Source organism: Rhodoferax sp. LB1P47 (genome assembly GCF_056521445.1).
In genome coordinates this window covers 19233-37937 of the sequence record NZ_JBWMAU010000026.1, presented here as the reverse complement: position 1 = coordinate 37937, position 18705 = coordinate 19233, and the positions used below count along the sequence as shown (strand labels likewise).

19 protein-coding genes are annotated in these 18705 nt (G+C 64.3%); 10 read left to right on the top strand and 9 right to left on the bottom strand.

What is annotated here, in order from left to right; translation table 11 throughout:
- Positions 1-724 precede the first annotated feature (724 nt).
- A complete protein-coding gene (locus AC0969_RS18915; RefSeq protein WP_479625701.1) occupies positions 725-1720 on the bottom strand; it encodes a Gfo/Idh/MocA family protein in 996 nt (331 codons plus the stop codon).
- 49 nt (positions 1721-1769) lie between these two features.
- Here AC0969_RS18915 and AC0969_RS18910 point away from each other — a divergent pair, with 49 nt between their 5' ends.
- The 3 genes from AC0969_RS18910 (at position 1770) to AC0969_RS18900 (ending at position 4222) form a co-directional block, all read left to right on the top strand.
- Positions 1770-1976 carry a DUF3820 family protein gene (locus tag AC0969_RS18910; RefSeq protein WP_479625700.1) on the top strand — a complete coding sequence of 69 codons (207 nt, stop codon included), beginning with the start codon at positions 1770-1772 and terminating at the stop codon, positions 1974-1976.
- A gap of 99 nt (positions 1977-2075) precedes the next feature.
- Positions 2076-2351 (top strand): hypothetical protein, encoded by a 276-nt coding sequence (locus AC0969_RS18905; protein WP_479625699.1) that lies wholly within the window; start codon positions 2076-2078, stop codon positions 2349-2351.
- Positions 2352-2368: 17 nt separating this feature from the next.
- On the top strand, positions 2369-4222 hold the full coding sequence (locus tag AC0969_RS18900) for a diguanylate cyclase domain-containing protein (RefSeq protein ID WP_479625698.1): 1854 nt from the start codon (positions 2369-2371) through the stop codon (positions 4220-4222).
- Positions 4223-4228: 6 nt separating this feature from the next.
- Here the strand turns inward: AC0969_RS18900 and AC0969_RS18895 are convergent, their stop codons facing one another.
- On the bottom strand, positions 4229-5221 hold the full coding sequence (locus tag AC0969_RS18895; RefSeq protein ID WP_479625697.1) for an LLM class flavin-dependent oxidoreductase: 993 nt from the start codon (positions 5219-5221) through the stop codon (positions 4229-4231).
- Between the two features lie 196 nt (positions 5222-5417).
- Between AC0969_RS18895 and AC0969_RS18890 the strand changes: the two genes are divergently transcribed.
- Positions 5418-6374, top strand: a complete 957-nt coding sequence (locus tag AC0969_RS18890) for a Bug family tripartite tricarboxylate transporter substrate binding protein (protein ID WP_479625696.1) — start codon at positions 5418-5420, stop codon at positions 6372-6374.
- A gap of 74 nt (positions 6375-6448) precedes the next feature.
- Here AC0969_RS18890 and AC0969_RS18885 read toward each other — a convergent pair whose 3' ends face one another.
- The 3 genes from AC0969_RS18885 to AC0969_RS18875 are packed head-to-tail and all read right to left on the bottom strand — an operon-like array spanning position 6449 to position 8981.
- Complete coding sequence (locus AC0969_RS18885) at positions 6449-6862, bottom strand: RNA-binding S4 domain-containing protein (protein WP_479625695.1); 414 nt, start codon at positions 6860-6862, stop codon at positions 6449-6451.
- Between the two features lie 2 nt (positions 6863-6864).
- On the bottom strand, positions 6865-8289 hold the full coding sequence (locus AC0969_RS18880) for a sensor histidine kinase (RefSeq protein ID WP_479625694.1): 1425 nt from the start codon (positions 8287-8289) through the stop codon (positions 6865-6867).
- Positions 8289-8981, bottom strand: a complete 693-nt coding sequence (locus AC0969_RS18875) for a response regulator (protein ID WP_479625693.1) — start codon at positions 8979-8981, stop codon at positions 8289-8291. Before AC0969_RS18875 ends, AC0969_RS18880 begins: the two co-directional genes overlap by 1 nt.
- Before the next feature lie 117 nt (positions 8982-9098).
- On the opposite strand from AC0969_RS18875, the gene AC0969_RS18870 reads away from it, so the two are divergent.
- The 3 genes from AC0969_RS18870 to AC0969_RS18860 all read left to right on the top strand — a co-directional run bounded on the left by AC0969_RS18870 (position 9099) and on the right by AC0969_RS18860 (position 12233).
- The gene (locus tag AC0969_RS18870) at positions 9099-10058 is read left to right on the top strand and encodes a Bug family tripartite tricarboxylate transporter substrate binding protein (RefSeq protein WP_479625692.1); all 960 of its coding nucleotides are present in this window, start codon (positions 9099-9101) and stop codon (positions 10056-10058) included.
- A 169-nt stretch (positions 10059-10227) separates the two neighbouring features.
- Positions 10228-10734, top strand: a complete 507-nt coding sequence (locus AC0969_RS18865) for a tripartite tricarboxylate transporter TctB family protein (protein WP_479625691.1) — start codon at positions 10228-10230, stop codon at positions 10732-10734.
- Complete coding sequence (locus AC0969_RS18860) at positions 10734-12233, top strand: tripartite tricarboxylate transporter permease (protein WP_479625690.1); 1500 nt, start codon at positions 10734-10736, stop codon at positions 12231-12233. Before AC0969_RS18865 ends, AC0969_RS18860 begins: the two co-directional genes overlap by 1 nt.
- A gap of 125 nt (positions 12234-12358) precedes the next feature.
- On the opposite strand, the gene AC0969_RS18855 is transcribed toward AC0969_RS18860, so the two are convergent.
- The gene (locus AC0969_RS18855; RefSeq protein WP_479625689.1) at positions 12359-12748 is read right to left on the bottom strand and encodes an SWIB/MDM2 domain-containing protein; all 390 of its coding nucleotides are present in this window, start codon (positions 12746-12748) and stop codon (positions 12359-12361) included.
- Between the two features lie 389 nt (positions 12749-13137).
- Here AC0969_RS18855 and rraA point away from each other — a divergent pair, with 389 nt between their 5' ends.
- On the top strand, positions 13138-13635 hold the full coding sequence (gene rraA / locus AC0969_RS18850) for a ribonuclease E activity regulator RraA (protein WP_479625688.1): 498 nt from the start codon (positions 13138-13140) through the stop codon (positions 13633-13635).
- Positions 13636-13689: 54 nt separating this feature from the next.
- Here rraA and AC0969_RS18845 read toward each other — a convergent pair whose 3' ends face one another.
- Positions 13690-14619, bottom strand: a complete 930-nt coding sequence (locus tag AC0969_RS18845) for a LysR family transcriptional regulator (RefSeq protein ID WP_479625687.1) — start codon at positions 14617-14619, stop codon at positions 13690-13692.
- A gap of 111 nt (positions 14620-14730) precedes the next feature.
- On the opposite strand from AC0969_RS18845, the gene AC0969_RS18840 reads away from it, so the two are divergent.
- Both AC0969_RS18840 and AC0969_RS18835 read left to right on the top strand, forming a co-directional pair.
- Positions 14731-15351, top strand: a complete 621-nt coding sequence (locus AC0969_RS18840; RefSeq protein WP_479625686.1) for a glutathione S-transferase family protein — start codon at positions 14731-14733, stop codon at positions 15349-15351.
- A complete protein-coding gene (locus AC0969_RS18835; RefSeq protein ID WP_479625685.1) occupies positions 15348-16304 on the top strand; it encodes a pyridoxamine 5'-phosphate oxidase family protein in 957 nt (318 codons plus the stop codon). The genes AC0969_RS18840 and AC0969_RS18835 overlap by 4 nt, the downstream gene beginning before the upstream one ends.
- On the opposite strand, the gene AC0969_RS18830 is transcribed toward AC0969_RS18835, so the two are convergent.
- Positions 16301-17236, bottom strand: a complete 936-nt coding sequence (locus tag AC0969_RS18830) for a DMT family transporter (RefSeq protein ID WP_479625684.1) — start codon at positions 17234-17236, stop codon at positions 16301-16303. The genes AC0969_RS18835 and AC0969_RS18830 overlap by 4 nt on opposite strands.
- A 68-nt stretch (positions 17237-17304) precedes the next feature.
- Positions 17305-18669, bottom strand: coding sequence for a transaminase (locus AC0969_RS18825; protein ID WP_479625683.1), 1365 nt, complete (start codon positions 18667-18669; stop codon positions 17305-17307).
- Positions 18670-18705 lie beyond the last annotated feature (36 nt).

Below are 18705 nucleotides of genomic sequence, written 5' to 3'. Positions count from 1 at the left end.
GGCCTTCTTGATTGCTGGCAAGCTTTCTCACTTACCGCCCAATCCGCTTCAAAAAGCAAGGATTCGTCCATGATCTGAGTGGGGGTAGTGGTGTGCCACCCGAAACGGAAGAGAGCCCTATATATAGCAGCAATACCTTGCAGCTTGCCTTGCGGTTGCTCTCGTTTTTGAAGCTGTTCATGCCGCCGATGCCGCTGGCCGGGACGTGCCCCCGGCAGGGCAGTAACTTTTCTTTGCGCAGCCAAAGAAAAGTCACCAAAAGAAAGGCTGCCCCCACTACCTGCGCCCTTCGCTGGCGCTGCGGGAACCTGCGGTGCGCGCTTTGGGCGGGGTCTGGCTAAACTCGCTGCGCTCAGACAACGCCAGCCCTTTTCCGCCCAAAGCTGTGCTCCTCGGCGCATCTAGAGGGGGACCCCGGGGAGCGGGGTCGGGGGCTTGCGCCCCATCGCGCCTAGGGCGCGAGTGCCCCCATCCCAGCCTTCCCCCGGCGGGGGAAGGAGCAAGGCAGTAAATATTTACCCGCACCATGGTGCACCACCGGTATTTCTCCCTCCCCCACCGGGGGAGGGCCGGGGTGGGGGCCTCTCGCGCCCTAGGCGCGATGGGGCGCCCACTACGGCCTTGTTTGCGTCCCCAGGAGGGGCGGGAGTTATACGGGCTAAGATTTATGCGAAAAGTGCTTCAGCGCATATCTCACCTGCGATGACAGCTATCTTTTTAGGACTTACGCAACACCCGGTTGTGGGGCCAGTATCTGCTCCATCACCCAGGTGGTTCGCTGGGCGGTATGCCCAGTGGAGGGGTGCTGGCTGTGCCCGTCGATGTGCTTTTGCATGTTGTCGATGTGGCAGAACTGGATGTTTTCGGGGTGGGCGATGGCGAGGCTTTGGGGGCCTTCGGCATTGCGCAGTTGCACCGGCTGCTCGCCGAAGACCGAGAAGCGGATTTCGCCCGTGCTGCCGTGGATGACGACCTCGTCCTGCGCCTGTGCCGCACCGAAGTTCCAGTAGCCCGAGCCGGTGGCTCCGCTGGCGAATTGCCACACACCGGTGACGGCATCTGCTGCTGCGTACAGGCCTTGCTGGTTGCGGGCGATGCCGTGGGCGGTGGTGATGTCGCCGAGTAGGTGCAGCATTAAATCCAACCCGTGGCTGGCTAAATCTTCAAAGTAGCCGCCGCCTGCCACCGCAGGGTCGGTGCGCCAGTGGGCGGTTAGGGCCTGGTCGGCGGCGTTGGGTGCGCGGGCAAACGACCAGTGGATGTGCCGTACCGCGCCAATCGCAGCATCGTCCAGCCACTGTTTGACTTGCGCAAAGCGGGGCAGGGAGCGGCGGTAGTAGGCGACGAACAGCGGCTGCCCGGCGGCTGCGAAGGCAGCGGTCATTTCCAGGCATTCGCGGTGGTTCAGGGCCATTGGTTTTTCTACGCAGCAGACCTTGCCCGCAGCGGCTACTTTCAAGGCGTAGGCGTGGTGGCTGTCGGGCGGGGTGGCGATGTAGACGGCGTTGACTTGCGGGTCGTTAATCAGTGCGTCGGCATCGGTGTACCAGCGGGGCACGCCGTGGCGCTCGGCGTAGGACTGGGCCAGCGCGGCGTTGCGGCGCATGACCGCCACCAGCCGGGAGCCCGCCACTTTGTTGAAAGCCGGGCCGCTTTTGAGCTCGGTGACATTGCCGCAGCCGATGATGCCCCAGGCCAGGGGTGTGTGGGTTTTTTGCATGGAACTTGGCAACTGGGCACCCAAAATCGCCAGTGTAAAGTCGTCCGCTATGGATTCAGACCAACTTCAACGCCTCGTTACCGTGGCCATGCCTTTCGGCAAACACCAGGGCACGCTGATTGCCGATTTGCCTGGCAATTACCTCAACTGGTTTGCCCGCGAGGGCTTTCCTAAAACCGATATCGGCCGCCTGCTGGCGCTGATGCACGAGATCGACCATAACGGCCTGACGGATTTGCTGCGGCCCTTGCGTTGAATACGCCCAGTTCTAAGTGTGTACGGCTTTTGTATGGAGGCTTGTAAGCCGCCACTAGAATGGTCTGACAACTTAGATTGGCCTTGCCGGACGCACGATTTGCACCCTGATACCGCTCTCTACCAGGCCGATCCTTTGGCCGATGCCACCATTGCCAACATCGTGGGCGTGTGGCCGCCAGTGCCCGAAACCGCCAGTTCTGCCGAGCGCATGTTGGCCCATGCCGGGCAGTGGCAGCGCATTGCGCAGGTCAACGGCCTGCTGGGCCAGTGGCAAGGCAATGCCGATCTGGACGTTTCCAGGCCGAAGGCCGGGCCCAACAGGCCACGCCCGATCCCCGGCCCGCGCTGGCGCACGCCATCCGGCCCGGTGTAAGTCTTCGGCACCTGCCCATGTACCTTGTCGCACTGCCACTATTTCGCCGTTGGTTTTCTTGCCTGACTGTCTGGTTGCGCTGGATGCTGGTGGGCGGGTTGCTGGTCGGGCCCTTGCTGGGTACGGCTGCGCCGCTGGTGGTGGGGGTGGGGGTGGACAAGGACCGCGTAGACCTGTGGCCGGCCGTCAGCATCTTGCCGGATCCAGAGCGCCAGCGCGGCATAGGGCGCATCCTGGCCGAGACCGCCCAGTTTGAACCGCCCCAGGGTGCCCCGTCCACGCTGGGCCTGCGCCCGGAGCCGGTCTGGCTGCGGGTGCCGTTCAGCCTGGCGGCATCGGCCGATGCGCAGTGGGTGCTGGACATTGATTACCCGGTGCTGAACCGGATTGATGTCTACCTGGTACAGCAGGGCGAGGTGGTGCAACAAGCGCTAATGGGCAACCTGCACATGGACCCCGGGCATCTGCGGGCCGCGCGTTCGCATGCCATGCTCTTGCAGCTGGAGCCGGGCCAGAGCTACCAGTTGCTGCTGCGGATCGAGACCAGCGGCGCTATGGCGCTGCCCATGACCCTGAGTACACCAGAGCGGTTTTTGGCGGCTGCGCTGCGCGAACAAATGCTGCAAGGGCTGATGCTCGGGCTGTCCATCTGCCTGCTGGTCTACAGCCTGTCGCACTGGCTGGGGTTGCGGGATGCCATCTTTCTGAAATATGCCCTGATCGTGTTGGGCGGGCTGCTGTTTTCCTTGTTGCAGTTTGGCATTGGCGCGCAATATGTTTGGCCCGGCAACCATTGGATGGAGCTGCACATGGCCCCGCTGTCTGCGCTGCTGTCCAGCTGTGGTTTCTTTTTGTTTTTTGAGCATGTGCTGGCCGGGCCGGGCGGTAACCGGTGGTTTAGCCGCTGGATGAAAACCGGTGCCGTTTTGACGGGCATCGTGGCCCTGGTGTTTGCGCTGGACGGCATCAGCACCCGCACGGCCAGCGTGCTCATTGGCGTACTGGGCTTGGCCCCTAGCCTGTCGGCTTTGCCGGGGGCGGTTCGACAGGTGCGGCAAGGCAACTCGATGGGCCTCTATATTTTGCTGGGGGCGCTGCTGTACTTTGCGGCGGCGGCCACCATGAGCGGGGTCATCTTTGGCCGGGTGGCGCTGAATTTTTGGACCCAGCACTCGGTACAACTGGCCACGCTGCTCGACACCATGCTGTTGATGCGGATGCTCAGCCTGCGCGCCAGTGCGGTACAGCGGGCGGCGGTGCGTGCCAACCAAGAGCGCGACGCCATGCATTCGCTGGCGCACACCGACCCGCTCACCGGGCTGCCCAACCGGCGCGGCATCCACGGGGCGCTGGCCCTGGCTTTGCAGCACTGCACACCCGACAAAATGCTGGCCGTGTATGTGCTGGACCTGGACGGCTTCAAGCCCATCAATGACCGGTATGGCCACGATGTGGGGGACGTTTTGCTCACGGCCGTAGCGACCCGGCTGCAAACCCTGGTGCGTAGCAGCGATGTGGTGGCGCGCATGGGCGGTGACGAGTTTGTCATTTTGGCCAGCGGCCTGCACGCCACCCAGCAAGCCGAGGATTTGGGCCATAAGCTGCTGGAGGCGTTTCGGGTGCCGTTTGAACTCGACCGTGTGCGCTGCGATGTCGGCCTGACGATTGGCTACGCCCTGGCACCCCTCGACGGCGTAGACCCCAAAGTTCTGCTCAAGCTGGCCGATGCCGGCATGTACGTCGGCAAACAAGAAGGCAAGCACTGCCTGCGCCGCTTCGATTGGGCGGGGGCCGATATGCCCAAGATGCCCGAACCCAGCGCCTGGGTGGAAACCAACGCGCCGCTTACCCAGCAGACAGCTGGGTCGTGATAAGACTTACGCTGCGCTCTTGCGTAAGTCTTGTGTGATCTCGTAGGAGCGCAGCCGCGCGGCGTGGTCGAAAATTTGCGATGTCAGCATCAACTCATCGGCCCCGGTTTTTTCAATAAACGCCTGCAAGGCCCGGCGCACCGTGTCGGGCGAACCTACCGCCGCGCAAGACAAGGCGGTGTCGATCATCGCCCGGTCCGCAGGGTGCAAGCGCTCGGCAAAGCCGTCTACTGGCGGTTGCAGCAGCGATGGGCGGCCGCTGCGCAGGTTCACAAACGCCTGCTGCAAGGAGCTGAACAAAAACTGCCCGGCCGCATCCGACTCTGCCGCAAACACGTTGACACCCAGCATCACATAGGGTTTGGCCAACTGCTTCGAGGGTTTGAAGCGGGCGCGGTAGATGGCGATGGCGGCCATCATTTCGCCGGGCGCAAAGTGCGAGGCAAAGGCGTAGGGCAGGCCCAGCTCGGCCGCCAGCTGCGCGCCAAAGGTGCTGGAGCCCAAAATCCACAGCGGCACCTCCAACCCCGCGCCCGGCACGGCGCGCAGGGTCTGGCCGGGTTCTGCCGGGGCAAAGTAGTGCTGCAACTCCAGCACATCTTGCGGAAACTGCTGGGCATCGGTCTGCATGTCGCGGCGCAGCGCCCGTGCCGTGGCCTGGTCGGAGCCGGGCGCACGGCCCAGGCCCAGGTCGATACGGCCCGGAAACAGCGACTCCAGCGTGCCAAATTGCTCGGCAATCACCAGCGGCGAATGGTTGGGCAGCATCACGCCCCCGGCCCCCACGCGGATGCTGCGCGTGCCTGCTGCCACATGGCCGATCACCACCGCAGTGGCCGCACTGGCGATACCGCGCATGCCGTGGTGCTCGGCCAGCCAGTAACGCTGGTAGCCCCAAGTTTCGGCGTGCTGCGCCAGGTCCAGGGTGTTGCGAAAGGCATCGGCAGCGGTGCCGCCTTCGACGATGGGGGCCAGGTCGAGTACTGAGAAGGGAATCATGGGAATTTATATAAAAAGAGGCTCTAGCGCATGTTCTGTATGCGCAAGTGGCTATTGAAAATATAGCAATGGTCTGCCGTGGTGTGCCAGCGTAGCAGCCGCCCGGTGCGGCCTGGGTGGGGGCGTTGGGTTCTGCTGCGGGGCTTGGGGGTATTGGACGGGCGAGAATCCAGTTTTTCAAAAAGGCGCACACCGCATGCACACACGCACCCTGACCCTGTTGACTTTGGCTTGGCTGGCGGCCCCTGTATTGGCCCAACCCGCCTGGCCCACCAAGCCGGTGCGCATCGTGGTGGGCTTTGCGGGTGGTTCGTCGCCCGACATTTCGGCCCGCGCCCTGGCCGATGCCCTGGGCAAAACCCTGGGCCAACCGGTGATCGTGGAGAACAAGCCCGGGGCCTCCGGCAACATCGCCGCCGACGCGGTAGCCAAGGCCACGGACGACCATACGCTGGGCGTGGTCATCAACGGCAACCTGACCTCGGCCAAGATGCTTTATCCGCAGCTGCCGTTCGACCCGGCCAAAGACTTCACCTACCTGTCGCTGCTGACCACCGCTCCGCTGGTGCTGGTGGCTCCGGCAAATTTGCCCGCCGGGACAGCGTTTTTTGATGCGGCGCGCAAGGGCGCGGGCAGTTGGAACTACGGCTCGCCCGGCACCGGCACGGTGGCGCATCTGGGCATGGAGTGGCTGGTGTCCAAGGTGCCCGGCATGGCTCCGGTACACATTCCGTTCCAGGCCAATCCGCAGGCCGTCTCGGCGCTGCTGGGTGGGCAGATCCAGATGGCGCTGATCCCGCCCGGCCTGGCCATGCCGCAGGTCAAGGCGGGCAAGCTGCGGGCGATTGGCTTGGCCGGTGGCCGCAGCGCGTTGGTGCCGGATGTGCCCTCGCTGGCCGAGTCCGGGGTGCGCGGTGTGAACCTGGAGGTCTGGACCGCGCTGGTCGGCCCGGCCCGTTTGTCCCAGGCCGCGCAGACCCGGCTGGCAGCTGAAATTGCCCGCATCTACCGCGACCCCGAGGTCCGCGCCAAGCTGTTCCACCAGGGCTGGCAGGCCGTGGGCAGCGCACCCGAAGGGCTGAAGGGCCGGGTGCAGGACGAGATGGGCTTGATGCGCGGGCTGATTGCGGCGCGGGGGATTCGGCTGGAGTAGATGCATGAGGGCCTACGCAGCGCCCTCTGTGTCGCCCGTCGGGCGCACAGAGGGGCTTGCGTAAGCCCTGTGGGCTAATCGTCCACCGACGCGCTCCAGCGGTCGCCCCAGCCGTTGCCCGCCTGGTCTAAATCTCGCCGCTGGCGCTTGGTGGGGCGGCCGTGGTCCAGACTGTGGGCGGGTTCGGGGGCGATGCGGCGCAGCTCGGCGGCCGCTAGGCGGGCTTGCTGGCTGTCTGGCGTTTCGGTGTACAGCGCTTGCGCCACCGGGGCCGGGCCCCGGGCCTGGCTGATGCCCACCACTTCGATGGTGCGCAGCACCGGGCCCTGGCGCAGAGTGAGCAGGTCGCCGGGTTTGACCTCTCGGGCGGGTTTGACGTTTTGGCCCGCAATTTGCACCCGGCCTTTGTTGACCTCTTCGGTGGCCAGGCTGCGGGTTTTGTAAAAACGGGCCGCCCAAAGCCATTTGTCGATGCGTAGTTTGTCCATAGCTAGATATTTTGAGCCAAAGGCAGGCGCACGGTGGCATCCAGGCCCTGGTGCACACCCTGCTGCACCCGGTTCACCAGCGCAATGCTGCCGCCCAGGGCCTGCACGATCTCATGGCAAATCGCCAGGCCCATGCCGGAGCCGTGCCGCACGTCGCCGGCAGAAAACGGCTGGTACAGGCGCTGGGCCAGTTCGGCACTGATGCCGGGGCCGCTGTCGGCGATGCACAGGTAGGCTTGCGGGCCGTCGGCCACCAGGTCAATATGCAGCGCGCTGCCCACGGGGGTTTGCTTGATGGCGTTGTGCAGCAGGTTGCGGGCCAGTTCGCGCAGCATCCAGTCGTGGCCCAGCACCGGGGTCGGGGTGGTGTGGATGGCGAAGTCGATGTCTTTGTCGGCCAGCAGGGGCGACAGGTCCAGCGCCACGCCGCGCAGCACCGCTGACCAGTCCAGCACCTCGGCGTTGGCCTGCTGGCGCAGTTGCTCCACCTTGGCCAGAGCCAGCATCTGGTTGGCCAGTATGGCGGCGCGGTCCACGGTGGCGTTGATTTCCAGCAGCGCCTGGCGCGGCTCCACGTCATTGCGCAGGGCCGACTGGACCTGGATTTTCAGCACCGCCAGCGGGGTGCGCAGCTGGTGGGCGGTGTCGCGCACAAAGCGCTTCTGGTGGTCCAGCAGGTGCTGCAGGCGGGTCATCACGTGGTTGGTGGCATCTACCAGGGGGCGCAGCTCGCGCGGTGCGTCGGGGGCCGCGATGGGGGTCAGGTCGTTTTCCGGGCGGGCTTGCAGGGCAAGGCTTAAGCGGCGCACCGGGCGGGTGGCGCGCTGCACCACCACCACGACCACCAGGGCGATGAAGGCCACCAGCGCGGCCTGCCGCCACAGAGTGTCAAGCAGAATTTGCCGCGCCAGGCCCTGGCGCAGTTCCAGAGTTTCGGCCACCTGCACCACGGCCATGCCACGCCCGTCGTCAGTGGCCACGGGTTGCAGCAGCACGGCGACGCGCACCGCCTCACCATTGACGTGGTCGTCGTAAAAGTCGACCAAGGCGGCGTAAGCCGGTTTAGCCGGAATCGCGCCGCGCCAAAACGGTAGCACCGCGTAGCCCGACACCATTTCGCCTTGCAGGCTGGAGACGCGGTAATAGATGTTGCTTTTGTTGTCGGCCTCAAAGGCTTCCAGCGCCGAGTAGGGCACGGTGGCGTGCAGCACGGCGGCTTCGTCATAGCCGTCTACATCCAGTTGCTCGCCAATGGATTTGGCCGAGGCCAGCAGGGTGCGGTCGTAGGCGGTGGTGACGGCGGCCAGCGCCTGCTGGTACAGGCTGACGGTGTTCAGCACCACCACGGCAATGACCGGCAGCAGGATGCCCAGCAGCAGGGTGCGGCGCAGCGAACGGACCTGGCTCACCGGGCTTATCAGGCCCATTACGCCTCTACCTTGAGCAAATAACCCAGGCCGCGCAGCGTCATCAAGCGCACGCCGGTGGTGGCCAGCTTTTTGCGCAGCCGGTAGGCAATCACTTCAATCGCCTCGAATTGCACCTCTTGCGCGCCGGGAAACACCAGCTCAAACAGCCGCTCTTTGGTGACGGCGTGGCCGGGCTGGGCCAGCAGGGGGCGCAGCAGGGCCAGCTCGCGCGGGCTGAGTTCCATAGGCTGGTTGTGGTGGTACACCGCGCCACTCTCTTTTTCATAGCGCAATGCGCCCACGGTAATTGCGCTGGGGGCTGATTTGTCTTCAAATTCTCCAGCGGTGTCGGCGCTGCGCCGGGCCAGGGCGCGCAGGCGGGCTTCCAGCTCTTCCAGGTCAAACGGCTTGGGCAGGTAGTCGTCGGCCCCGGCGTTCAGGCCCAGCACCTTGTCGCCCACGGTGCCGCGCGCGGTGAGGATGAGTACGGGGGTGCGCATGCCGGCTTTGCGGGCGGCCGCCAGCACCTGCAGGCCGTCCATGCCGGGCAGGCTCAGGTCCAGCAGCACCACGTCGGGCGGGGTGGCCAGCCACAGGGCCAGGGCCTCAATGCCATCGCCGCAGGCCTGGATGCGCATATTGCGCCGACCCAGGGCCCGCACCAGCGTGGTTTGCATGGCGGTATCGTCTTCAACAAGGAGTAATCGCATAAGGCAGTCATTAGAACGCGAACCCGGACCTAGCATTTCCCCTAATAAGTTCCGACGGCAAACTGACAGATTTGCCGTGCATGATCAACAGGTTCGTCCATTTATCAGGAGACTACGATGCGTCGTGATGCTTTTTTGAAGTCCTTGGCTGTGCTGGCTGCTGCTGGAACCCTGCCTTTTGCTGCCCGTGCGGCGGCCAATATCAAAATGATGATTCCGGCCAACCCCGGTGGCGGTTGGGACACCACGGGCCGTGCCCTGGGCAAGGCCCTGACGGATGCGCAGGCGGCCGACTCGGTCAGCTTTGAGAACAAAGGCGGTGCTGCGGGTGCGCTGGGCCTGGCCCAGTTTGTCAACGGCAGTAAGGCTGACCCGAACGCCATGATGGTGATGGGTGCAGTCATGCTGGGCGGCATCATCACCGGCAAGCCACCGGTGGGCTTGAACCAAGCCACCCCGCTGGCCCGTTTGACCACCGAATACAACGTGTTCGTGCTGCCCGCCAACTCGCCTTACAAGAACATGAAGGAAGTGGTTGAGCAGCTCAAGAAAGACCCCGGCAGCATCAAGTGGGGCGGCGGTTCGCGCGGCTCCACAGAGCACATTGCAGCGGCCATGATTGCCCGCGATGCCGGTGTAGACCCGTCCAAGATCAACTACGTGGCCTTCCGGGGCGGCGGTGAGGCGACGGCGGCCATTTTGGGCGGCAACGTCACGGTGGGCGGCAGCGGCTTGAGCGAGTTTTCCGAGTACATCAAGACCGGCAAGATGCGCGCGCTGGCCATGACCTCGGGCGCACGCCTGAAGGGCGTGGACATCCCCACGCTGAAAGAGCAGGGCATCAACGTCGAAATCGGCAACTGGCGCGGCGTGTACGGCGCGGGCGGCATCACTCCCGAGCAGCGCAAGGCACTGATCGATCTGATCGTCAAGGCCACCAAGTCCAAAGCCTGGACTGACGCCATCGAGAAAAACAACTGGACCCCGGCCCTGATGACTGGTGCCGAGTTCGAGAAGTTTGTCGATGACGACTTCGCCAGCCTGCGCGCCACCATGGTCAAGTCGGGCATGGTTTAACCCGGGCTTATCTTCTCAAACCTAAACGACCACCCTCTATTTTTCAGTCAGAACGGCTAGTCGCCAGAAACACCGCAGAACTGGCAATGCCCGGCTGCTGGTGTTGCCCCCTGCAAGGGGGTTGGCGGAAAGTGCACAGCACTGTAGCCTGGGGGTGTGAGGAAATTACATGAAACTGACTATGCAAACCTCCCAGACCTTGATCGGTTTGGGCACACTGGTCTTGGGTGTGACTATGGCCCTGGGGGCTTGGGACATCAAGTCCGATGCCGGTTACTCCGGCGTGGGCCCCAATTTTCTGCCCTGGGTGGTGTCGATTGCGCTGATCGTGTTTGGCGCGTGGTTGGCATGGGAGTCGCGCACCGGCGGCTTCCGGTTCATGGACGAAGCTTCGGGCGGAGAGCGGGCCGACTGGGTCGCCTTCGTCTGGGTGTCGGTGGGCATTTTGGCCAACGCCGCGCTCATCACCAGCATCGGATTTATTTTGAGCTGCACCCTGCTGTTTGTGCTGGCCGTACGCGGCTTTAAATCGGCCGAAGGGCGTACCGACAAGTCGCTGGGTTCCTGGGCCAAAGATGCAGGCATCGGCTTTGCCATTGCGGCCCCGGTGTACTGGATGTTTACCAAGCTGCTGGCCATCAATTTGCCCGGCCTGACAACGACGGGATGGTTGTAATGGATCTTTGGAACAATTTATTGCAGGGCTTCATCACGGCGGGTACGCCGGTGAACCTGCTGTGGGCGCTGGTGGGTTGCACCCTGGGCACCGCCATTGGCGTGCTGCCCGGCATTGGCCCGGCCACGGCCGTGGCGATGCTGCTGCCGATTACCGTCAAGGTGGAGGCTACGGCCTCGATGATCTTCTTTGCGGGCATTTACTACGGCGCGATGTACGGCGGCTCGACCACCTCCATTTTGCTCAACACGCCGGGCGAATCTGGTTCTATGGTCACCGCGATGGAGGGCAACAAGATGGCCAAAAATGGCCGTGCGGGTGCCGCGCTGGCCACCGCCGCCATCGGCTCGTTTGTGGCCGGCACCATCGCCACCGTACTGGTGACGCTGTTTGCGCCGCTGGTGGCCACCTACGCCATCCGCTTAGGCCCGCCCGAATACTTCATGCTGATGCTGCTGGCCTTTACCACCGTGAGTGCGGTGCTGGGCAAAAGCACGCTGCGCGGTTTGACCTCGCTGTTCATCGGCCTGGCGATGGGCCTCGTGGGGCTAGACCAGCTCACCGGCGTGGCCCGCTACACCGCTGGCGTGCCCGAGCTGCTGGACGGGCTGGAGGTGGTGCTGATCGCCGTGGGCCTGTTTGCGGTGAGTGAAGCCTTGTACAACGTGATGTACGAGGGCAAAACCGTCGAGACGCAAAACCACATGAGCAAGGTCCACATGACCCCATCCGAGTGGAAGCGCTCCTGGCCCGCCTGGCTGCGCGCCACCTTCATTGGCTTTCCGTTCGGCACCATTCCGGCGGGCGGCAGCGAGATCCCGACCTTTCTAAGCTACGCGGTCGAGAAAAAGCTTTCTAAAAACAAAGAAGAATTCGGCACCATCGGCGCGATTGAAGGTGTGGCGGGCCCCGAAGCTGCCAACAACGCCGCCATCACCGCCACGCTGATCCCGCTGCTCACGCTGGGCATACCCACCTCCAACACGGCGGCGATTTTGCTGGGCGCGTTCCAGAACTACGGCATCCAGCCCGGCCCGCAGTTGTTTGACACCAACGCCAACCTGGTCTGGGCGCTAATTGCTTCGCTCTATATCGGCAACGTGATGCTGCTGGTGCTGAACCTGCCGCTGGTCGGCCTGTGGGTCAAGCTGCTGAAGATCCCCAAGCCCCACCTGTACGCAGGCATCTTGATATTTGCCACGGTGGGCGTGTACGGCATGCGCCAGAGCGCGTTTGACCTGGTGCTGCTGTACGGCATTGGCCTGCTGGGCGTGGTGATGCGCCGCTACGACTTCCCCACCGCCCCCGTGGTGGTCGGCATGATCCTGGGCCCGCTGGCCGAGGCGCAGATGCGCAACGCGCTGTCGATCGGCGAAGGCAAATGGACCATCTTCCTGGAACGCCCGATGTCGCTGACACTTTTGATCGTGGTGCTGTCGGTGCTGGTGCTGCCCCGGGTGCTAAAAATGCTGGCGGGCAAAAAGCCGGTAGTGGGCTGATGTCGGTGGCGTAAGTACCCTGCACCCGCCACCCCAAAAAGCCAGAACACCGCGTGTGTTCTGGCTTTTTTTGTGCATAAAAAAAGCCGCATCACTGCGGCTTTTTTGGGGGGCGTTGACGCCGATTACTTCAGGTGCTTGCCGATCAGGCCAGCCATCTCGAACATCGTGACTTCGTCTTTACCGAACACGGCCTTGAGCTTGGCATCGGACAAGATGTTGCGCATGTTCTTGGGGTTTTGCAGGTTGTTCTTCTTGATGTAGACCCAGATCTGCTTGACCACTTCGGTGCGGGCCAAAGGCGCAGCACCGACGACCGCTGCCAGCTCTTTGCTGGGGGTCAGGGCCTTCATGAAGGCGGCGTTGACGGCGCGCGCAGGAGCGGCGGCTACAGCCTTCTTGGCGGGTGCAGCGGTTTTGGCGGCTACGGTGGTGGCCGCAGGGGCCTTGGCTGCGGGAGCAGCTTTCTTTGCAGGAGCAGCAGTTTTTGCTGGGGCTTTTTTTGCAGTTGCCATGATGGTTGGTCCTTGTTGGAGTTAGGTTCACACCAGCGAAAAACGTCGTCTCCACCGGCAGACCATGATGCTAATGGAGAAAAAACCGGTTTCCCATAGGCAGCGCAACTTTTTCGCATCTGAAAGCCGTGTTTTCACTGGTAATTTACCTCTGAGACACCGGATTTCACAGCTTGCGCAGCTTCGCCCCCCAGTAAGACCACCGGCGAAGACCGCTGGGTGCTGGAAATCACCGCGATGGACGTGCGCCATCTGGACATGTTGGGCCGCAAATTTTGTATCCTCAGCCCCACCTGGACCTCCGTCGTGCTATGGGCCCCGTGTGAAAACCCACGGGGGCTACCGGCCCGGCGGGAATCCATTTTTTCCACTACCAAGGCGAACCCCCAATGACCGCTACTTTCTCCACCTGCGACCTGTGCGATGCGCATAAAAACGACCTCACAGGCGCGTTCCGCGTGCTGGCCCCGGCATTCCGCGACTTTGGCGGCGTTAACAAATTCAGCGGCCCGGTGTTCAACGTGCAGTGTTTTGAAGACAACTCTCTCGTCAAGGCCGCACTGGACACCCCTGGCATGGGCCGGGTGCTGGTGGTGGGCGGCGGCGGTTCGCTGCGCCGGGCTTTGCTGGGCGGCAACCTGGGTGCGGCCGCCTATGCCAATGGCTGGGCCGGGGTGGTGATCGACGGCTGTGTGCGCGACGTGGCCGAACTGGCCGCGCTGCAAGTCGGCATCCGTGCCCTGGCCGCCATGCCCATGCCCACCGAGAAGCGCAACCAGGGCCAGAGCAATGTGGCGGTACACATCCAGGGCACCTGGGTGATGCCGGGCGAATGGCTGTATGCGGATGAGGACGGCATGGTGGTGGGGGCGAAAGCGCTGGTCTAGGTGTGTGCTATCTAAAAAATAGCCGCCTGCGTAGGTGATATATGCGTTAGCGGCCTATTTCTTCTGAAAACTATCGGGGGCCCTGAACCCCTGTAGCGCCTCGCGCATCCAGTCGATGAAGACCCGGGTACGGGTGGGCAGCAGCCGGGCGTGCGGTAACACCAGGCTCAGCGGGCGGGGCGGCGACTCGAAGTCCTCCAGCAGGATCTGCAGCCGCTGGTCCGCCAGGTAGGGTGCCACCTGGTACGACAAAAACATGCCCACGCCCACGCCCGCCACGCAGGCTTCCACGGCGGGGGCGATCTGGTTGAAATCCAGGTTGCCGCTGACGTGGATGCTGAACGGGCGGCCCTTGTCGCCTTTGTCGCCCTTGTCAATAAACGGCCCCCAGCCGGGGTTGTTGCCAGTGCGGCGCACGCAGTTGGCATGCAGCAGGTCTTTGGGGTGTTGGGGCATCCCGGCGCGCGCCAGATAGCCGGGGCTGGCCACCACCACGCGGCGGATATGGCCCAGGGTGTGCGCCACCAGCATTGAGTCTTCCAGTGGGCCGATGCGGATGCCCACGTCAATGCCTTCTTCCAGCAAGTTCACCACCCGGTCGTACAGCAGCACGCTGCAGCGCATTTGCGGGTAGCGCTGCACAAAGCGGGTCACGGCCGGGGCCACGTGCATCTGGCCGAACTGCACCGGCGCGGTGATGGTCAGTTGGCCTGCGGGTTCGCGGGCATCGGCCTTCAGGGCGGCCTCGGCTTCTTGCAAAGTGGCCAGTACCTGGCGGCAACTGTCTAGGTGGCGGCGGCCTTCCTCGGTGAGCGAGATGCGCCGGGTGGTGCGGTGGAACAGGCGCACGCCCAGGTCTGCCTCCAGCGCCGCCAACGCGCGCACCACGGCGGGCAGGGACGCCTCTAGCGCCAGCGCGGCGGCGGTCAGACTACCTTGGTCGGCAATCTGCACAAAGGTCTGCATGGCTTTGAGTTTGTCCATGCCTCGGATATTAGTCCGTTATATGGAGTAGTTAAATGCGTTTTAAGCCATTTATCTCTTTGGGTGGATTAAACACAATGCACCTCTCTGCCAACTTTTAGAAAGAACACCATGCCCATCCAGCTCTACCGCCATGCCGTCTCAGGCCACTCCCACCGCGTGCAACTCATGCTGTCGCTGCTAGACCTGCCCTGCGAACTGGTCGATATCGACCTGCTGGCCGGAGCCCACAAAGACCCGGCGTTTCTGGCCCTGAATGCCTTTGGCCAGGTGCCGGTGCTGCAGGACGGCGATGTGACGTTGGCCGACTCCAACGCCATCCTGGTCTACCTGGCCAGCCGCTATGCCGCGCCCGGCGGGTGGCTGCCCACCGAACCGGTGGCGGCAGCGCAGGTGCAGCGCTGGCTGTCGGTGGCGGTCGGACCGTTGGCCTTTGGCCCGGCGGTAGCGCGGGTGATCCAGTTGTTCCAGCAGCCCACCGACCCCCGCGAAGCCACCTTGCGCGCCACCCAGCTGTTCGGCGTGATGGACGCCCATCTGGAGCAGTCCGATTACCTGGTGGGCAGCCGTCCGACCATTGCCGACATTGCCAACTACAGCTACACCGCCCATGCGCCCGAGGGCTATGTTCCGTTGGAGCCGTACCCGCAGGTACGCGCCTGGCTGGCCCGCATCGAGGCTCTGCCGGGCTTTGTGCCCATGGTGCGCAGCCGCATCGGGTTGCAGGCGTGACGGCCACCTTCCACGCGGGAGAAGTGGCCCTACAGCAGCGCGCAGGGGTGGCCCAGCGCATGGCCGAAGTGGGCCCGCGCGTGGTCCGCAGTGCTATGCCCGAGCAGCACCGCGACTTCTTTGCCCAACTGCCCTTTGTGGTGCTGGGCAGCGTGGACGGGCTGGGCCAGCCCTGGGCCTCGGTGCTGGCCCAGCCGCCGGGCTTCATCCGCTCGCCCGATGCCGCCCGGCTGCGGGTGCAGGCCCTGCCTGCCGCATCCGATCCGCTGGCGGCTAATCTGGCCGAGGGCGCATCCATCGGCATGCTGGGCATTGAGCCACATACCCGGCGGCGCAACCGCGTAAACGGCAGGGTGACGGCGCTGGACGGCAGCGGATTCGGCTTGGCGGTGGAGCAGAGCTTTGGCAACTGCCCCAAGTACATCCAGGCCCGTGAGCCGGTGTTCGCCCAGCCTACGAGCGCACCGGCCCCAGCCATTTTGGGCACGCAGCTGGATGCCGCCGCCCTGCGCCTGGTGAAGTTGGCCGATACCTTCTTCATCGCCAGCGCCCACCCCGAGGCAGGGAAGAGCCCCAGCGCATCCCATGGTGTAGACGTGTCGCACCGGGGCGCTAAACCCGGTTTTGTGCGCGTGGACGGGGATGCCGCAGGCCCGCAGTGGCTGACCGTGCCCGACCTGGTCGGCAACGCCTTCTTCAACACCCTGGGCAATCTGTTGCTGCAGCCGCAGGCGGGTCTGCTGTTTATCGACTTTGACTGCGGCGACCTGCTGCACGTTGCGGTGCGTTCCGAAATCGTTTGGGAGGGCCCCGAGTTGGCCCGCTACGCCGGTGCTCAGCGGCTGCTGCGCATGCAGGTGCAGCAGGTGCTGCGTCGCCCGGCGGCTATGGCGTTGCGGTGGGGTGCGGCGCAGTTGTCGCCAGCGCTGGAGGGGACGGGCGGGTGGTGTTAGCGGCGGGGCTGCGTGCGCTCGGGCAGCGTCGCTAGCACCACCCCCAGCAGTGCCACGCCCAAGGCCAGCATTTGCACCGACCCCAGGGTTTCGCCCAGCACCAGCACGCCGGTCAGCGCGGTGCAGATGGGCAGCATCACGCAGTACACACCGGCCTGGGCAGCGGGCACCACGCGCAGGCCGGTCATCCACAGCCACACCGTGCCCACGCTGGCGGCCATCGCGTAGAACACCAGCAGCAGCCAGGTGCCGGGCTGTACGCTGGCAAACGGAAACGACAGCGCCACATACGCGCCCATCGGGGTCACCAGCACCAGCCCCCACAGGTTGATCAGGGCGCTGATGCGTTTGGGCCCCAGCGTGCCGGTGAGCTTTTTGCCGATCACCGCGTACGCCGCCTCGCACAGCACCGCGCCCAGCACCAGCAGGTTGCCCCAGAGCTGGTTTTTTGAAGCCAAATCGGCCTCTGACGCAGTTAGTACCTGCGCAACGTGCTCTGATTTTGATAGTGCTAACAAAGCGATGCCCAGCACCCCGCAGGCCACCGCCGCCCACACCCGCAGGCCGATGCGTTCGCGCAAAAACAACCAGCTCAGCAGTGCCACCGTGGCCGGTATGGCCGCCAGGATCACCCCGGCCGACACCGCGCTGGTCATGCTCACGCCATACAGCATGCAGATAGAAAACAGAAAGTTGCCCAGAAACGATTCCAAAAACACCAGCCAGCGGGTGTGCGTGGACATGGGGCCTTCGGAGGCGGGCTTTTTCAGCCACGGCAACATGGCAATGGCGGCCATGCCAAAGCGCAGCCAGGCCAGCAAAAACACCGGCAAGGCCGCCACCAGTGGTTTGGACAAGCCGACGTAAATGCCGACCAAGGCCATGCTGGCAGCCAGGCACAGGCGGGCGGTCAAGGGGGAGGGTGTGAACATATTTGTATTAATTTGATAGCTGCTAGTGCAGGTTCTATATGCGCTAGAGGCCTAAAAAGCTTAAGAAATTAGGTATCCAAAAATGCCGCAAATCCGTCTAACAGCTGCTGCACATCGTCGGCGCTGGTGGCGGGCGACACCAGCAGCATGGTGTGGAAGGGCGTGAGCAGTACACCCCGGTTCAGCATGAAGAGGTGCAGCAGCGCATCCAGCGCGGGCTGGCTGGCGGCGTGTACGTCGGCGGCGTTGCGGGGCGGCTGGGCGGCGTAGTGCAGCTCCATGCGGGCTCCGAGCTGGGTCACGCTCCAGTCCATACCGTGTGCGGCAATGCAACCACGCAAACCTTGGGCCAGCGTGTCGGCTAGCGCCAGCATGGGGGCGTAGGTGGCGGGTGTGTGCAGATGGGTCAGGGCGGCGTGCAGGGCGGCGATGGTCAGCGCGTTGCCCGCCAGGGTGGTGCCGATGCCGCTGTGGCCCTCGGGTGCGGCCTGTTTGGCGGCAGCCATGCGCTGGGCCAGCGCGTTGGTAAAGCCGTACACCGCGCAGGGCAGGCCGCCCGCCACGGCCTTGCCGATGACCAGCAGGTCGGGGGCCAGGCCATGCACCCGGGCGTAGCCGCCGCAGCCGGTAGACAAGGTATGGGTTTCGTCCAGCGCCAGCAGCGTGCCATAGCGCTGGCACAGGGCCTGGGCGGCAGTCCAAAAATCGGGGTCAGGCAGCACCAGGCCGCAATTGGTCAGCGCGGGCTCGGCCAGCAGGCAGGCCACTTGGCGGTCGGCCAGGGCGGCTTCCAGCGCGGCCAGGTCGTTGAACGGCACGATGCGGGTGAAGGCGGCGTGGTTGTGTACGTTGCCCAGCACCGAGGGGCGGGCCACGGTGGCACCCGCTTGCAGATCGACCAGGGTGTCGTCCACCGCGCCGTGGTAGCAGCCATCAAACACCAGCAATTGGGGCCGCTGCGTGACGGCCCGCGCCCAGCGCAGCACGAAGCGGTTGGCATCGCTGGCGGTCAGCGCCATTTGCCACTGCGGCAGGCCAAAGGTGGCGGCCAGCAGCGCGCCCACCTCGGCGGTTTGGTCTGAGGGCAGCATGCTGGTCAGCCCGCGCGCCGCCTGCTGGGCGATGGCCTGCGCCACCGGGGCCGGGCTGTGGCCAAACATGGCGCCGGTGTCGCCCAGGCAGAAGTCGCGGTAGACGTGGCCGTCGGCACAGGTGAGGTGTGCGCCCTGGGCTTGCTGCACGCACAAAGTTGCCGGGCTGGGCCAGTCGCGCATCCAGTGCAGCGGCACGCCAAACAAAAAGTGCTGCGCCGCCTGGGCCGCCAGGGCGATGGAACGCGGGTGCGTGGCGGTAAAGCGCAGCGTCTCGCTGGCAAAGCGCTGGGCCAGCGCTGGGGGTGATAACGTGAAAGTTAGGGCAGGGCGGTGGGTCATGGAAAAGCATTCTCGCCGTTGGCGTTTATCCCCCAA

What these genes read in the sequence shown, in the direction of transcription:
- AC0969_RS18915 (WP_479625701.1), bottom strand. Translation starts at nt 1,720, where the DNA reads ATGCAAAAAACCCACACACCCCTGGCCTGGGGCATCATCGGCTGCGGC.
- AC0969_RS18910 (WP_479625700.1), top strand. Translation starts at nt 1,770, where the DNA reads ATGGATTCAGACCAACTTCAACGCCTCGTTACCGTGGCCATGCCTTTC.
- AC0969_RS18900 (WP_479625698.1), top strand. Translation starts at nt 2,369, where the DNA reads ATGTACCTTGTCGCACTGCCACTATTTCGCCGTTGGTTTTCTTGCCTG.
- AC0969_RS18895 (WP_479625697.1), bottom strand. Translation starts at nt 5,221, where the DNA reads ATGATTCCCTTCTCAGTACTCGACCTGGCCCCCATCGTCGAAGGCGGC.
- AC0969_RS18890 (WP_479625696.1), top strand. Translation starts at nt 5,418, where the DNA reads ATGCACACACGCACCCTGACCCTGTTGACTTTGGCTTGGCTGGCGGCC.
- AC0969_RS18885 (WP_479625695.1), bottom strand. Translation starts at nt 6,862, where the DNA reads ATGGACAAACTACGCATCGACAAATGGCTTTGGGCGGCCCGTTTTTAC.
- AC0969_RS18880 (WP_479625694.1), bottom strand. Translation starts at nt 8,289, where the DNA reads ATGGGCCTGATAAGCCCGGTGAGCCAGGTCCGTTCGCTGCGCCGCACC.
- AC0969_RS18875 (WP_479625693.1), bottom strand. Translation starts at nt 8,981, where the DNA reads ATGCGATTACTCCTTGTTGAAGACGATACCGCCATGCAAACCACGCTG.
- AC0969_RS18870 (WP_479625692.1), top strand. Translation starts at nt 9,099, where the DNA reads ATGCGTCGTGATGCTTTTTTGAAGTCCTTGGCTGTGCTGGCTGCTGCT.
- AC0969_RS18865 (WP_479625691.1), top strand. Translation starts at nt 10,228, where the DNA reads ATGAAACTGACTATGCAAACCTCCCAGACCTTGATCGGTTTGGGCACA.
- AC0969_RS18860 (WP_479625690.1), top strand. Translation starts at nt 10,734, where the DNA reads ATGGATCTTTGGAACAATTTATTGCAGGGCTTCATCACGGCGGGTACG.
- AC0969_RS18855 (WP_479625689.1), bottom strand. Translation starts at nt 12,748, where the DNA reads ATGGCAACTGCAAAAAAAGCCCCAGCAAAAACTGCTGCTCCTGCAAAG.
- rraA (WP_479625688.1), top strand. Translation starts at nt 13,138, where the DNA reads ATGACCGCTACTTTCTCCACCTGCGACCTGTGCGATGCGCATAAAAAC.
- AC0969_RS18845 (WP_479625687.1), bottom strand. Translation starts at nt 14,619, where the DNA reads ATGGACAAACTCAAAGCCATGCAGACCTTTGTGCAGATTGCCGACCAA.
- AC0969_RS18840 (WP_479625686.1), top strand. Translation starts at nt 14,731, where the DNA reads ATGCCCATCCAGCTCTACCGCCATGCCGTCTCAGGCCACTCCCACCGC.
- AC0969_RS18830 (WP_479625684.1), bottom strand. Translation starts at nt 17,236, where the DNA reads ATGTTCACACCCTCCCCCTTGACCGCCCGCCTGTGCCTGGCTGCCAGC.
- AC0969_RS18825 (WP_479625683.1), bottom strand. Translation starts at nt 18,669, where the DNA reads ATGACCCACCGCCCTGCCCTAACTTTCACGTTATCACCCCCAGCGCTG.